General features: G+C 62.2%; 14 protein-coding genes. 6 read left to right on the plus strand and 8 right to left on the minus strand.

The annotated features are described in order from the left end of the window. Window positions 1-130 precede the first annotated feature (130 nt). Together NKJ67_RS27160 and NKJ67_RS27165 are read right to left on the minus strand one after the other, a co-directional pair. Window positions 131-931, minus strand: a complete 801-nt coding sequence (locus tag NKJ67_RS27160; RefSeq protein ID WP_023809131.1) for a BtpA/SgcQ family protein — start codon at window positions 929-931, stop codon at window positions 131-133. A 39-nt stretch (window positions 932-970) separates the two neighbouring features. Beyond that, on the minus strand, window positions 971-1,831 hold the full coding sequence (locus NKJ67_RS27165) for a DeoR/GlpR family DNA-binding transcription regulator (RefSeq protein ID WP_127271648.1): 861 nt from the start codon (window positions 1,829-1,831) through the stop codon (window positions 971-973). Window positions 1,832-1,996: 165 nt separating this feature from the next. Here NKJ67_RS27165 and NKJ67_RS27170 point away from each other — a divergent pair, with 165 nt between their 5' ends. The 6 genes from NKJ67_RS27170 to NKJ67_RS27195 all read left to right on the plus strand — a co-directional run bounded on the left by NKJ67_RS27170 (window position 1,997) and on the right by NKJ67_RS27195 (window position 7,986). Further along, window positions 1,997-2,797, plus strand: coding sequence for an SDR family NAD(P)-dependent oxidoreductase (locus NKJ67_RS27170; protein WP_127318852.1), 801 nt, complete (start codon window positions 1,997-1,999; stop codon window positions 2,795-2,797). 174 nt (window positions 2,798-2,971) lie between these two features. After that, window positions 2,972-4,147, plus strand: a complete 1,176-nt coding sequence (locus tag NKJ67_RS27175; RefSeq protein WP_352584231.1) for an ABC transporter ATP-binding protein — start codon at window positions 2,972-2,974, stop codon at window positions 4,145-4,147. After that, on the plus strand, window positions 4,144-4,974 hold the full coding sequence (locus tag NKJ67_RS27180; RefSeq protein WP_013530271.1) for a carbohydrate ABC transporter permease: 831 nt from the start codon (window positions 4,144-4,146) through the stop codon (window positions 4,972-4,974). Before NKJ67_RS27175 ends, NKJ67_RS27180 begins: the two co-directional genes overlap by 4 nt. 95 nt (window positions 4,975-5,069) lie before the next feature. Further along, window positions 5,070-6,365: an extracellular solute-binding protein gene (locus NKJ67_RS27185; RefSeq protein ID WP_352584233.1), complete on the plus strand. Its 1,296-nt coding sequence runs from the start codon at window positions 5,070-5,072 to the stop codon at window positions 6,363-6,365. Between the two features lie 113 nt (window positions 6,366-6,478). Then, window positions 6,479-7,393, plus strand: a complete 915-nt coding sequence (locus NKJ67_RS27190) for a carbohydrate ABC transporter permease (protein ID WP_127395315.1) — start codon at window positions 6,479-6,481, stop codon at window positions 7,391-7,393. 59 nt (window positions 7,394-7,452) lie between these two features. Next, window positions 7,453-7,986: a hypothetical protein gene (locus NKJ67_RS27195; protein WP_352584235.1), complete on the plus strand. Its 534-nt coding sequence runs from the start codon at window positions 7,453-7,455 to the stop codon at window positions 7,984-7,986. Window positions 7,987-8,030: 44 nt separating this feature from the next. Here the strand turns inward: NKJ67_RS27195 and NKJ67_RS27200 are convergent, their stop codons facing one another. The 6 genes from NKJ67_RS27200 to NKJ67_RS27225 are packed head-to-tail and all read right to left on the minus strand — an operon-like array spanning window position 8,031 to window position 13,027. Continuing rightward, on the minus strand, window positions 8,031-8,624 hold the full coding sequence (locus NKJ67_RS27200) for a hypothetical protein (protein WP_352555008.1): 594 nt from the start codon (window positions 8,622-8,624) through the stop codon (window positions 8,031-8,033). After that, window positions 8,621-9,211: a L,D-transpeptidase gene (locus NKJ67_RS27205; RefSeq protein ID WP_352584237.1), complete on the minus strand. Its 591-nt coding sequence runs from the start codon at window positions 9,209-9,211 to the stop codon at window positions 8,621-8,623. Before NKJ67_RS27205 ends, NKJ67_RS27200 begins: the two co-directional genes overlap by 4 nt. Then, entirely contained in the window at window positions 9,195-10,358 is a 1,164-nt protein-coding gene (locus NKJ67_RS27210) for a CpaE/TadZ family protein (RefSeq protein ID WP_128302629.1), read from the minus strand. Before NKJ67_RS27210 ends, NKJ67_RS27205 begins: the two co-directional genes overlap by 17 nt. Beyond that, window positions 10,355-10,942 (minus strand): TadE family protein, encoded by a 588-nt coding sequence (locus NKJ67_RS27215; protein WP_352584239.1) that lies wholly within the window; start codon window positions 10,940-10,942, stop codon window positions 10,355-10,357. The genes NKJ67_RS27210 and NKJ67_RS27215 overlap by 4 nt, the downstream gene beginning before the upstream one ends. Window positions 10,943-10,983: 41 nt before the next feature. Beyond that, the gene (locus tag NKJ67_RS27220; RefSeq protein WP_128302627.1) at window positions 10,984-11,478 is read right to left on the minus strand and encodes a TadE/TadG family type IV pilus assembly protein; all 495 of its coding nucleotides are present in this window, start codon (window positions 11,476-11,478) and stop codon (window positions 10,984-10,986) included. A 7-nt stretch (window positions 11,479-11,485) separates the two neighbouring features. Continuing rightward, window positions 11,486-13,027, minus strand: a complete 1,542-nt coding sequence (locus NKJ67_RS27225) for a TadE/TadG family type IV pilus assembly protein (protein ID WP_352584241.1) — start codon at window positions 13,025-13,027, stop codon at window positions 11,486-11,488. Between the last annotated feature and the right edge of the window lie 20 nt (window positions 13,028-13,047).

Consider the following 13,047-nt stretch of genomic DNA (forward strand, 5'->3'; position numbering starts at 1 on the left):
CGGGCGAACCTGTCTGCCTCGTCGTGTCCCGCTGCTCGATACCAGTCGATCATTCCGGACGCCGGCCCGCAACGATCGATATGATCACCGCGAGCCGGCGCGATGGCCGGCATCGCCGTGGAAGCCGTTCTCAGCGCAAAGTGGCGACAACGTCCATGAAGCGCTTGACCCGATCGCCGTCGACGGCGTTCCAGGTATTGCCATCGATCTTGAAATGGGTCCCGATCACGACCCCGCTCGCCAGCGAAAGGACATCGCGGACATTGTCGATGTTCACGCCGGTGTTGGCGAAGACCGGCACGTCCTTGATCGTCTCGCAGACGCTGCGCAGGTGGGACTGGTCGGCCGGCTGGCCAGTGATCGGACCGGAAACGAGGATGGCGTCGGCCATCGACGAGAACACCGCGCTCTTGGCGCGCAATTCAATAGGACGCTGGTCGAGCGAGTGTGCGAACTCTGCATTGATGTTGAAGAGAAGCTTCATGTCGTCGCGGCCAAGATTGTGCCGCAGGCGCGAGGCGGCGGCGCAATCGGGCTCCCACAGGCCCATGTCGGAAGCAAACAGGCCGGTGAAGATCTCGCGCACGAAACGGGCTCCGGTGGCCGCCCCGATCGCGACGCTGGCAGTCGGGTCCCAGAGATAATTGACGCCAAACGGCACCTTCAGCTCGGGTTTCACCGCCTGGACGATCGCGGTCATGGCGGCAATGCCTTCGGGCGGCGCCTTGAAGACATAGGGGCGGTCGTTCTCGTTGCCGAACATGATGGCATCGACGCCGCCGCTCTGCAGCTTGCGGATGTCGGAGAGCACGCCATCGATCAGCTTGTCGAGGCCGCCATCGGCATCATAGAGGGGCGTTCCCGGCAGGGCACCGATATGTGCCATCGAGATGACAGCCTTCTTCTTGTCGCCGAAAAATTCAAATACCATCGAGTCGTCTCCTTGGGGATAAAGTGAAAATGTTGCGCCTCAGTCGCGCGTCAGCGGCGGCGCGATGCGCAGGTCGACCTTGGCCGCGGCGAGCGCTGCGGCGATCTTGGCCGGCGGCTCGGCATCGGTGATGAGGATGTCGATGTCCGACAGTGGCGCTATCCGCACCAGCGACATGCGCAGGAATTTGGCGGAATCGCAGAGCACGATCTTGGTGCCTGAGCGTCTCAGATAGGCGCGCTTCATATCGGTATCATCGAAGGAATAGTCGAAGAGGCCGTCCGCCGTGATGCCGGAGACGCCGATCACGGCGACATCGAACCACAGCGCCTCGAACTGGGCGATGGCCGCGGGCCCGCCGGTCGACATCTCGTCGGCCCGTACACGGCCGCCGGCAACATAGACTTCGGGCACGCCGCCGTTCAGCGCCGCCGCGATCCTGAGGCTGTTGGTGAACACCTTGGCGTGCGGAAGGTCCTTGAGGTGCTCGGCCATCAGATAGGTGGTGGTGCCGACATCCAATGCGATCGTGCGGTATCCCGAAACCAAGGCGGCCGCGGCGGCGGCAATCGCGGCCTTCGGGTCACGGCGCTGGCGCAAGCGCGAATCGAAACTCGGCTCCTCACTGTCCATGGCGACCAGCGGCGGGTTGTCCGCCTCGATCGCACCTCCGTGGATTCGTACAAGCCTGCCCTCGCGCTCCAATTCGACCAGATCACGGCGGATCGTCATGTCGGAAACGGCGAGTTCGGCCGCTGCCGCAGCGACGGTGAGCGACCCCGTGCGGCGCAGGAAAGCCAGGATGCGTGCCTGCCGATCGTGCGCGAGAAGGCGCTGACGATCGGCATCACGCGGTGCGCCATGCGTGGACGATAGGGGAGAGGCGGTGTCGTCGGCCATCGATGTATCCGGTGGGTAAGCCGCTGACGAAGCGGTCTGCAACTTCGACTCTACCGCATGATCAAACATTTTCAAACAAAAATATGTTTGCAGTGTTCGAATTTATTGGTATGCATCTCGATATTAACAGAACGCGTTCCGCCACCAAGCAGAGAGAATACGACCATGCCGGCTGCCTCCGTCATTCCTCCAGTGCTTGCCGAACTCGCGGGCAAGCGTGCCTTTGTGACGGGTGGCGGCGCGGGGATCGGTCGCGCGATCGCGACCGCCCTGACGCGGCAGGGTGTCGCCGTGGCGATCGGCGATCTGGATCCCGACGCGGCGCGCAAGGCGGCCGAGGAGATTGGCGGCGGTGCCGCCGCCGTCACGGTCGATGTTCGCCGTCGCGATTCCGTCGAGGCGGCCTTTGCCACTGTGCTGGAAGCGCTAGGCGGCTGCGATATCCTGATTGCCAATGCCGGCGTGTCCACCATGCAGCACGCGCTCGATCTGACCGACGAGGAGTGGGACTTCAACTTCTCGGTCAATGCGCGCGGGGTATTCCTCGCAAATCAGATCGCTGGACGGCATTTTGTCAAGCAAGGCACGGGCTGCATCGTCAACACCGCCTCGCTTGCCGCGAAGGTCGGTGCGCCGCTCCTGGCGCATTATTCGGCATCCAAGTTCGCCGTGCTCGGCTGGACCCAGGCCTTTGCCCGCGAGCTCGCGCCCAAGGGAATCCGCGTCAATGCCGTCTGCCCGGGGTTCGTCAAGACCGGCATGCAATCGCGCGAAGTCGAATGGGAGGCGCATCTGCGGCAGGTCACGCCCGAACGGGTGGTCGCCGACTATATCGCGCAGACGCCGCTCGGCCGGCTCGAACTGCCGGAGGATGTCGCCGACGTCGTCGTGTTCCTCTGCTCGGATCAAGCCCGCTTCATGACTGGCCAGGGCGTCAACGTGACCGGCGGCGTCTACATGACCTGACGGCTTTTGGCGGCTGTAACCGGATCCTGATGCTGGCACGCGCCATCCAAAAAAGTGAACACATATGATCAGAAGGCAGGCTTTCAATGTTACATTTTGTTCTCTAAGATGACGGTTCGCTCGACTTCGGCCTTCGGCGTTCAGCCGGGTCAGACGGGTTCATGAGGAAAGTCTATGGCGTCTATCGAGCTCGATCGCGTTTCCAAGCTCTACGGCAATGGCAATTACGGGGTGCATGAGGTCGATCTCACCATTCCCGATGGCGAATTCGTGATCTTTCTCGGCCCGTCGGGATGCGGCAAGTCGACGACGCTGCGGATGATTGCCGGCCTGGAGAGTATCTCCTCCGGCGATCTTCGCATCGGCGGCAAGAGCGTCGCCAATGTCGCGCCGCGCGACCGCAACGTCGCGGTGGTTTTCCAGAGCTACGCGCTCTATCCGCATATGTCGGTGCGGCAGAACATGGCTTTCGGGCTGAAGATGCGCGGCACCGACGCAGCAGTGATCGATGCCAAGATTGCCGACGCCGCGAACCTGCTCGGTTTGCAGAATCTTCTCGGTCGCAAGCCGGCAGCGCTTTCGGGCGGCCAGCGTCAGCGTGTCGCGCTTGGCCGGGCGATCGTTCGCGAACCGGCGGCCTTCCTGCTTGATGAACCGCTGTCCAACCTCGATGCGCAGCTGCGTGCCGAGATGCGGCTCGAACTCGTCAAGCTGCACCGACGCCTCGGCCGCACCATCGTCCATGTCACGCACGACCAGGTCGAGGCCATGACCATGGGCGATCGCATATGCATCATGCGCGATGGTCGCCTGGTCCAGGCCGGCCGGCCGCTTGAAGTCTATGCCGACCCGGTCAACACCTTCGTCGCGCGCTTCCTGGCGACGCCGCCGATGAACCTCATTCCGGCCACGCTTCAGGCCGCACCTGGCGAAGGGCTCTCCGTCCTGACCGATAGTGGTGCCGTGCTTGCCGTCCCCGCCCGCCACCGCAACGCTTATGGCGAGCGTGTCGGGCGCCGCGTCATTCTGGGCGTGCGGGCCGAGGATTTCCACGAAAGCCCCGACAAGCCGGACTGGCAAAAGATTTCCGTACGGGTCGTGGCCGTCGAAGCTCTCGGCGCCGAGAACGTCCTGATCGGCCAGATTGCCGGTCAGGCCACCGGCACGGACGATGCCCACCCCGCCGGAGGCGGCAAGCCGTTGGAGATCGCCGCCCGCCTGAGCCGTTATTTCACGGCGCCCGTCGGCTCGATCGTCGAACTCTACATCGACCCGCTGCCGATGCACCTCTTTGATACCGAAACCGAACTGGTCATCGCGCGGCCGAGCCTCATGAGGGCCGCTCAATGACCAGCATGGACAGAAACGAACGGCCTGCCTTTCGCCGCCGCTTCGGCCTGCATTTCGGGCTGATTGTCGTTTGCGCCATCGTGCTGCTGCCGCCGCTCTGGGTGCTGCGGACGAGCTTCGTGCCCGAGCAGCTATCCTACAGCAACGAGCTGATGCCGGCCTTTACGACGGACAATTATTCGGCGCTCCTGTCGAGCCGCTTCGGTCAGTCCTACCTCAACAGCCTGATCGTCGCGCTCGGCTCGGTTCTGCTCGCATTGCCTTTTGCCGCCACCACCGGCTATGCCTTCGCCCGCTTCCGCACGGGCGGCCGTTGGGCGCGTTTTGCCGTTCTGGCGACGCAAATGCTGCCGCCCGTGGCGCTGGTGCTGCCGACCTTCACGCTGTTCCGAAGCCTGGAGCTCAGCAACTCGCTGACCGGGCTGATCATCGTCTATGCCGCGCTCAACCTGCCTTTCCTGACCTGGATCCTGATGGGCTTCTTCGAAGGCATTCCAGTCGATCTGGAGTGGGCGGCGATGACCGACGGCGCGACCGCCTGGGGCGCCTTCTGGCGCATTGTGCTGCCGGTGTCGATGCCCGGTATCGCGGCCGCCGGCGTGCTCGGTTTCATCCTGGCGTGGAATGAGTTTTTGTTTGCCCTGGTTTTGAGCGGGCCGAAGACGGCGACCATACCGGTTGCGCTCGCCGCGTTGCAGACCTCGAACGGCGTCCAGATCGCCAAGGTTTCTGCCGGCGTCGTGCTTGCCATCCTGCCGCTGGTCGTGGCTTCCCGCTTCATCCAGCGTTTCATCGTCCAGGGCTTGACGTTCGGCAGCGTGAAATAGGCCGGTCGCTCCGAGAGCCGACATGGCTCGCTAGCCGGTTATGAAATCGTGACGGGATCACCGCCGCGTCCAGAGGGAAAGAGGAGTAGAGAGTTATGACTTGGAACAAGCAGACCTTGATCAAAATGCTGATGACGGCCGTGAGCGGGGCAGCGGTTGTCAGCGCATCGCTTCCGGCCAGGGCGGCTGAGCCCATCACCTTGCACGCCTTGATGGAAGACGTGCCGGAAACCAAGATCATCGAAGCGCTGTTGCCCGAATTCGAGAAGCAGACCGGCATCAAGGTCGAGTTCGAGAAGATCGGCTATCCCGACATGCACGACAAGCTGGTGTCCCAGCTGACCGCGTCGCAGAGCTACTACAATGTGCTCGAGGTCGACTTCCTGTGGGCCGGCGAATTTCCGGCCGCCGGCTGGCTCGCCGACCTGAAACCCTTCGTCGAGAAATCCAAATACGACCTGAGCCCCTTCATTCCCTCGACGCTTGACCTGCTCGGCCGGACCAAGGACCAGCTGTTCCTGGTGCCCATGTACAACTACTCAATGGGCCTCCTCTACCGGACGGACCTGATCGGCGACGAGAAGCTCAAGGCCGCCTACAAGACGGCAACCGGCAAGGAACTCGCTTTGCCGACGACCCTCGAAGATTATGTGGCGATTTCCAAATTCATGAAGGCCAATGCAGGCGTCGCCGGAGCCGCGATGCAGGGCCAGCGCGGCGATCCCAACAGCATGGAATTCTCCAACTACCTGTTCTCCGCCGGCGGCAGCTATCTCAATGCCGACGGCAAGGCGAGCCTCGACACGGCAGAGGCCAAGAAGGCGCTCGATCTCTATGTCGACAACATCCAGCACGGCGCCCAGCAGGGTGCCGTGTCGGCGACGCTCGACGACACCATGCGCCTGATGTGCAGCGGTTCGGCCTTCAGCATGGTCACCTATTGGTGGATGCTGCCGCAGATGGACGATGCCGTGAAGTGTCCGACGGTCGCCGGCAAGGTCGCCCTGTCGGTGATGCCGGGTGGCCACGGCGAAAGCGGCGGTTGGGGCTGGGGCATTCCCAAGAACACGTCGCCGGAAGAGCAGGAAGCCGCCTGGACCTTCATCCAGTGGGTGCAGAGCAAGGATGTTTCGGTGAAGCGCGCGCTCGAGGGCCACGCGCCCGTGCGCAGCGATGTCTATGCCGATGCGGCGGTGCTGGCGAAATATCCCTTCTACAAGACCGCCGAGGATGTGGTGGCGACCGGCAAGTCGTTCCCGATCTTCACCTATTCGGCGCAATACGAGGATCTGCTCGGTACCCAGCTCTCGCTGGCGGCTGGCGGCCAGGCGACATCGGACGCGGCGCTGAAGGCGGCTTCCGACGGCTTGCAGGGGCTCCTCGATAAATAGCGGTCCGGCTCGGCAAGGAGATCCGGCGCGGCGGTGTCAGCCGCGCCGGATCTTGTCCAGACCCCGGATCTTGACGAGATCAGCAACGCCACCCCGACCAAGGCTCGGCTACGATGCACAATGCGATCAAAAAAGGATGGGCTGCCCGTGGCCGCGAGTGGCGGACCGGCTGGGCCTTTGCCTTGCCCGGCCTGCTGCTGCTGGCGATCGTGATGGGCTTTCCGCTGGCCTATGCCTGCATCCTCTCGATCTCCTCGATGACCTTGATCAAGCCGCAGCTTCTGCCGCTTGTCGGGTTCAAGAATTTCGCCTCGATGATCGGCGATGAGCTGTTCTGGAACGCGCTCTGGCTCACCGTGCGCTATTCGGCGGTGACGGTTGTCGGCGAATTCGTGATCGGGCTTGGCATCGCCCTGATGCTCAACCGGACGGTCCGGATGAAGCCGGTCTATTTCGCGGTTCTGACCATTCCCATGGCGATGTCGCCGATCAGCGTCGCCTTGATCTGGCGCATGCTGCTCCAGCCCAATCTCGGCATCGCCAATCATCTGATGGAAACGTTCGGCCTGCCGCGCCTCGACTGGCTGGGCACGCCAGGCATGGCGCTCTGGACGATGGCGGCGATCGACATCTGGCAGCAAATGTCCTTCGTCGTGCTGATCCTCGCCGCGGGGCTCGCCGCTCTGCCGCGCGATCCCTATGAGGCAGCTGAAGTGGATGGCGCACGCGGCTGGCAGCAATTCTTCTACATCACGCTGCCGATGCTTCGGCCGGTCGCGGCGATCACCATCATCATCCAGCTGATCAACGAGTTCCGGACCTACGATCTGCCCTATGTCCTGACCAAGGGCGGGCCGGGCAACGCGACCGAAGTGCTGAGCTTCTTTGCCTACCGCCGTGCCTTTCTCGGCCTTTCGCTCAACGAAGGCGCGGCAGCCGCGTTCGTGCTGCTGCTGATCGTCCTTCTGCTCACCGTGATCTTCTTCGCCGTCCTCGAACGCTCGCAATCGGGAGAGGGCCGGAAGTAGGCTGTTAAGCCTTGAGCAATCTATACGGCCTATCCTGGCTTGCAGATTGTCGAGGGAACATGAAACGCAAGCCGATTCTGCTTTTCGCCTTTCCGTTTCTCATTCTGGCGCTCCTGGCAGGGGAGCGCGTGGCGACCTTGTTGCTGGGCACCTATCCAGCCAGCCCCACCGCATGGTGGCTATGGCTTGAACTGCGCCCTCTGTCGACGGTGCTTTGGCAGCAGGTCGATGTCTGGCTGGGTGGTTCCATGGCTGTCGACGCCGTCATTCTTGCCGCGGCAGCGATCGTCTGCTGGGTGGCGTGCCACACCAAAAAGTCGGCATTCTCGTTCCTCGCCAACCACGTCGCCTTGATTTTCGCTGGCCTGATGATCGCCGTCGGCAGCCATTCGGAAACGGCGAGCACGATTGCCGAATTCACGTCGCCCAAGGGTCTTCCGTATTCGCTGGCCGTCGATTTCACCTTGAAAAACAGCCTGGTTCTGCTTTTGGGCATCGTGGCCTGTGCCTACTGCCACATCGCCTTCCTCACTGAGGCGCGGGAGCGGTCCGTTCGGGCCATCCGTATCCTGGCGCTGCAGCGCGATCTCTAGACCGATCGCCACCTGCAACCCGCCCGCTTCGGGCTCTGCCGGGTCTAGTTGATCCGGCGGTAATAGACCTTGCCGTCGGGCTGCTGGATGCGCTGGTAGTTGGAGCTTGGAGCAGGGGGCGAGGCCGATGCGATTCTCTTCCTGGGTGCGGGCGCTTCGATGACGCCGGGTTCGCTCGCGCTCTCGCCGTCGAGGGCTTCGGGCGCTTGCGCCAGCGTGCTGGTGGCGAATTCGGACGGTTCTTCCGCACCCGGCATGGCCTCGCCGCCGGCGACCGGCGCATTCTGCCCCAACCGGGCAATGCTGGCATCGATCTCGTTGAAGCTGCCTTGCAACTGGCTGTCCAGTTTCTCGAAACGGCTCTGAAAACCGTTGTTGACCGTGTCGAGCCGGGCCGCGATCCGCTGCTCGAACGCGCCGAGCTGCTCCAGCCGCGCCTCGACGAAACGCAGGTCGCTCATGCCACGATAGAGATAGACCGCAGCCGCCATGTTGACCGCGGTGATCAGAAGCGCGCCACCGGCGACGATGACGCCGATCGTCTTTGCCTTGCTGAATTTCTCGGTGGCAACCGGGTCGCGCTGTTCCTGGTTTCCGATATCGATCGCCGGCATGTCCGGTTCGCTGATCATCGTCATTGGACCACCACCTTTGCGCCGACCGCGACGCGTTTGAAGAGATCGATCACATCCGTGTTGGTGAGACGAAAACAGCCCGATGTCCCGTCGAAGCCGACACCCGACGGGTCGTTGGTGCCGTGTATGCGGTAGAGCGTGTCGCGCCCGTCCCGCGACAAATAGAGCGCCCTTGCGCCGAGCGGGTTGTAGGGGCCGGCGGGCACCATTTTCGGCAGCTCCGGCTGGCGGGCGCGCATTTCCTGCGGCGGGCGCCACTCCGGCCATTCGGTCTTCGCCCCGACCTTGACGGTGCCCGTCCAGCCGAACCCGTCGCGTCCGACGCTGATCTGGTAGCGCAGCGCCTGGCCCTGGCGGGTCACTAGGTAAAGCGCCTTCTCGTCCTTGCGGATGACGATCGTGCCCGGCTGCTCGGCGGTTCTAAAGGCAACGGCCTTGCGCAGGCTGGGCCCCATCGCCGGCAGCGGCGGCCGCTCCGAAAGCGCCGATCGCGCCTCGGCGAAATCGTGGACGGACAGCGCCAGCGCCACGCCGAGCACGCAGGCGCCGGCGAGCTTTGGGACGATCCGATATCTATCGGGCAGCGTCATCGAGCCGCTCTTTGAACATCCGCTTCAGATCCTTGTTGAAGCGCGCCCGCCCATCCACCTCGGAAGGCGGGATGGCCCTGTTCAGCGCATCGGTCAGAAGCGCGTTGTCGAGCGCGACCGACTTGATGTGCGGCGCCTTGAAGATCTTCTCGAGCTCGCTGCGCGAAAAATGGTTCCCGAACCATTTGCGCTTGTGCTTGTTGGCGACCAGCGTGATCGAGACCGCATTGCCGCGCAGCTCGCGGATCTTCTTGTAGAGCCGCTTGCCTTGCCGCAGTGACGCGACGTTGAGCTCGAAGACGATGAAGATCTCGTCGCTCGTCGACAGCACGGAATTGTGCCAGGGCGTTTCGAGATTGGGCAGGTCGATGACGATGTCGTCGAAGCGGTAGGCGACGAGGTCGAGCAGCCGGAAGACGAAATCGCTGCCATGCGGCTCGAACGGCAGTTGCGGCCGCTCGAACGCGTAGAGGGTGAGGCCGGACGGGCGCGACAGCTTGATGACATCCATCAGCTCGACATCGAGCCGCTCCGGCTGGCCGATGATGCCGGCAAGGTCGAACTGGTTGAACAGATTGAGATAGGCGCCGCAATTGGCGCTTTGGAAATCCAGGTCGACGAGACAGGTGGATGCCGCGCGCTCAGCCGATTTCGAAGCCAGGAATTCGGCCGCCGACAGCGCCAGCGTCGTCGCGCCCGCGCCGCCGCTGGCGCCGATGAAGGTGATGATCCGGCTCTTCGTTCCCTGGTTGCCGGTGTCGTGGAAGGTCACCGCATTGAGCAGCTCCTTGCCGTCGAGCGGCTTGTGCAGCCAGTCCGAGGCGTTCATGCGCACCAGCACGCGCGTCTGTTCAGAGGTCAGCTCGTCGGAAACCGCGATCAGCGGAACGCTGGCCCACAGCGCGCGCGCCTCGACGATGCCGGGCCTGCCGAGCAGCTCGCCATTGCCCAGATCGAGGATGACGATGCCCGGGCGCGTATCGGCCGGCGGCCCCTTGAGGAAGTCGCTCGTCTCGGAAACCCGGACATCATAGATCGCCAGCGCATCGAGCCGCGTCGCCACATCGCGCTTGAAATTCGGATCCGACGAGAACAGCGCCACCTGCTTGCGCTTGGTCGGCGTAACCTTGGTGTTGATCGCGTTCATGGCCAGGTACTCTTTAGGTCTTCGCCCGTAACCGTGCTCAGCATGGAGGGCATGGTGATGTTCCCGAATCCGAGCAGTCCGCCTAGGAAGAAGAACTGGAAGGGATGATTGGTGATGCTGACAGTGATGGTCGGCACCGGCCCGCTGGGACGCGTCCAATAGCCGAGACCGGACGCCTGATATTGTATCCGCACTTCGGACTTAGCCAGCATTGGCAGGAATGTCTTCATTCCGGCCCGGCTGCTGTTGCCGCTGAAAATGAAATCAAAGGCGGCCTGGCTCACATTGAGGTTCTGACACGTAGCGCCTGTGCCGCAAATGCAAGAGACGCTTCCGGCGGTATTGGCCGTGCAGATATAGTTATAGGTGTTTGCGGCCACCGCAGTGCCGACTTTGGTTACATCGCTCTGCGTTATCGTCTCGGCCAGGAGCCCGCTGGCGACGGGTGTAGAAATCTGCGCCAGCCTTGCGCCGGCTTGCACCGCTTTATTCCCTGCATTCCATTGGTAAAACGCATAGCCGAAATCGACGAAGCCAAGCAGAAGCGTCAACAGCAGCGGCATTGCAATGGCCATTTCGACCATTGCCGCTCCAGACTGGTTAGCCCAAAACTTGGTGCGTCCCGTCACCATCCAATGACTCGTTCCTGATGGGATACGCTAAGGGTCAGGGCCCCAAAGCCAAGATATGACCAGAATCCAACGCCCGGATAAGAATAGGACGTGCTGACGTCCACGACGTCGACATTGGCCGTGCTGCTAAGATAAAGCTGCGTGCCCGTGGCCACATCGACCGCCGGCGTGGACAAAGCTTTGGTGATCAAAACTGTGGCTGGAAGCCATCCGGTCACCCTAGCGCTACCGCCAGCGACCGCCCCATTGGCGGCAAGGTTTTGAGCCCGCGCCTTGCAGGTATCCCAATCGCTGCTGCATCGTGCCATGTAGCGACCCGCATCCTCGACGCCGGCTTCGAGAAGCAGGCGCGTGTTCAGGATGTTGGAGAACTCAAACACACCAGCCGATAACAGCAGCACGAGTGGTGCGGTAATCGCGACTTCCACCAAAGCAGCGCCACTTTCGTCGCCTCGGAACCGCCCAATGATTTTGCCGAACCTGGTCATGTCGACTTTACCGATACAGCTGGGCTTCGTTGCGGAATGCTTTGTCTAGAAGGGTGTTGTTGGCAAACCCTCCATCGACGTCGACGATCTCCAGACTGATGGGCTTCTCGCCGGCCGTGGAGTCCTCATCGTCCTTGCTGTTGTCCTGCTTCTGGATCGGGCTGTTCAAAAAGACGCTGGCATAGCCGTCCGGCTTGAGCTGGATATGGCCATTGATCTTGGCTCGGTTGGCAATGCAGTCGACGATCGCCATGTTGAGCAGCCGGCGATCGGGATCCAAGTTCGGCGTCGCGCCTTTGAAGCAGGCTGGAACGCCGGTTTCCTTTGTCGGCGCGAGGGACTTGTCCCCGACGAGCCCGTTCGCGATCTCGTATTTATAGACGTCATATCTGGAAGCCGGCACAGCGGCGCCGGTCGGGTTGGTGGTGCTAGGGACGTTGGGATATGACGCACCATGATTGATCTGCCAATAATTGCTGCGGTCCCATGTCGAATTCGTCATGCCCGTGGCGGAATCGAAGCTATCGCCCGGCGGCAGCGCCATGGCCGTTCCGTCTGTGTTGGGTGTGTATTTGTTGCAGTTAGCGGTCTTGTCCACGCCCTTGCGCACATTGGTTGCCGGCCGATATGCCCAGTCCTTGTCATGTGACTTAAGCGAGGAACTGTAGATGTCGAAGCGGACGTTGAGCCCAGCATTGACCTGACCCAAGGTGACGCCGGTTTTCGTGATGAGCTTGTCGCGTTGATAGCAAGTGCCTGCGGTACCGGTAGCCAGGGCGTCGCGCAGTGAGGCCAGGCTGTTGTCGATCAGCCCGAAATTGCCAGGGCCAGGATTCGAGTCAACCTTGAGAATACGGTACTCGCGGCTATAGGTGAGGCCGGCGGCAAAAGCCTGCTGGATGGTCTTGCTGGTTAACGGGTCGGTCGTCTCGAACGGATTGCACATGAAGATTGGCACCGTTTCGCAGATCGACTGGACAAATCCGGCCACAGCCTGGGGCCGGATGTCGAACGTATTGTTGCTGCCGACAAAGCTGGCCGGAAAAATTGTCGCGAAAGCACCGGGGCCATCCGCCAGGCCGGAAGCGTTCACCGTCACCAGAGAGAATGTCACGGCTTTGGGGTCGGAGCTTGCCCAGTTCACGCCATTGGTGTCGACACCGGCGGCATTCAACCCGATGCTGTCGTCGGCAGGTATTCCGGTCAGATATGTGACGGTCACATCAGCCACGCCAAGCGTGTGATCGTGAGAAGTGGGATCGTCGGAGGTAGAGAATTTGGTTTTGTTGGTAAGTAGGGTGGTCTTCGCCAAGTTGGCCCGAGTGATTGAATCGGCTCTGCCGTCCAGTTCCGCCGCTACAGCAAGCGCGAGCGCATCGACACCTTTCTGCAGATCGTTATGCAGTCCGTTGGCCCGGCTCATATCGATTGCCAGCAGAGCGAAGCCGATGATCACCGGCAGCATGATAGCCACGAGGATCATCGCAACGCCGCGTTGATCGTTCCAGAAGGCCCGAATGGTCCCCAACATGACCTTGCTTTCTCTCATTGCGCCAGGGCCCCTCGCAT

The sequence above is a fragment of the Mesorhizobium sp. M0088 genome (genome assembly GCF_040322895.1).
Taxonomy (GTDB): domain Bacteria; phylum Pseudomonadota; class Alphaproteobacteria; order Rhizobiales; family Rhizobiaceae; genus Mesorhizobium.

Bases quoted from the DNA above. Each gene is read 5' to 3' on its own strand.
- NKJ67_RS27160 (WP_023809131.1), bottom strand. From the start codon at position 931: ATGGTATTTGAATTTTTCGGCGACAAGAAGAAGGCTGTCATCTCGATG.
- NKJ67_RS27225 (WP_352584241.1), bottom strand. From the start codon at position 13,027: ATGAGAGAAAGCAAGGTCATGTTGGGGACCATTCGGGCCTTCTGGAAC.
- NKJ67_RS27220 (WP_128302627.1), bottom strand. From the start codon at position 11,478: ATGACCAGGTTCGGCAAAATCATTGGGCGGTTCCGAGGCGACGAAAGT.
- NKJ67_RS27200 (WP_352555008.1), bottom strand. From the start codon at position 8,624: ATGACGATGATCAGCGAACCGGACATGCCGGCGATCGATATCGGAAAC.
- NKJ67_RS27215 (WP_352584239.1), bottom strand. From the start codon at position 10,942: ATGGTCGAAATGGCCATTGCAATGCCGCTGCTGTTGACGCTTCTGCTT.
- NKJ67_RS27195 (WP_352584235.1), top strand. From the start codon at position 7,453: ATGAAACGCAAGCCGATTCTGCTTTTCGCCTTTCCGTTTCTCATTCTG.
- NKJ67_RS27190 (WP_127395315.1), top strand. From the start codon at position 6,479: ATGCACAATGCGATCAAAAAAGGATGGGCTGCCCGTGGCCGCGAGTGG.
- NKJ67_RS27210 (WP_128302629.1), bottom strand. From the start codon at position 10,358: ATGAACGCGATCAACACCAAGGTTACGCCGACCAAGCGCAAGCAGGTG.
- NKJ67_RS27185 (WP_352584233.1), top strand. From the start codon at position 5,070: ATGACTTGGAACAAGCAGACCTTGATCAAAATGCTGATGACGGCCGTG.
- NKJ67_RS27175 (WP_352584231.1), top strand. From the start codon at position 2,972: ATGGCGTCTATCGAGCTCGATCGCGTTTCCAAGCTCTACGGCAATGGC.
- NKJ67_RS27180 (WP_013530271.1), top strand. From the start codon at position 4,144: ATGACCAGCATGGACAGAAACGAACGGCCTGCCTTTCGCCGCCGCTTC.
- NKJ67_RS27165 (WP_127271648.1), bottom strand. From the start codon at position 1,831: ATGGCCGACGACACCGCCTCTCCCCTATCGTCCACGCATGGCGCACCG.
- NKJ67_RS27170 (WP_127318852.1), top strand. From the start codon at position 1,997: ATGCCGGCTGCCTCCGTCATTCCTCCAGTGCTTGCCGAACTCGCGGGC.
- NKJ67_RS27205 (WP_352584237.1), bottom strand. From the start codon at position 9,211: ATGACGCTGCCCGATAGATATCGGATCGTCCCAAAGCTCGCCGGCGCC.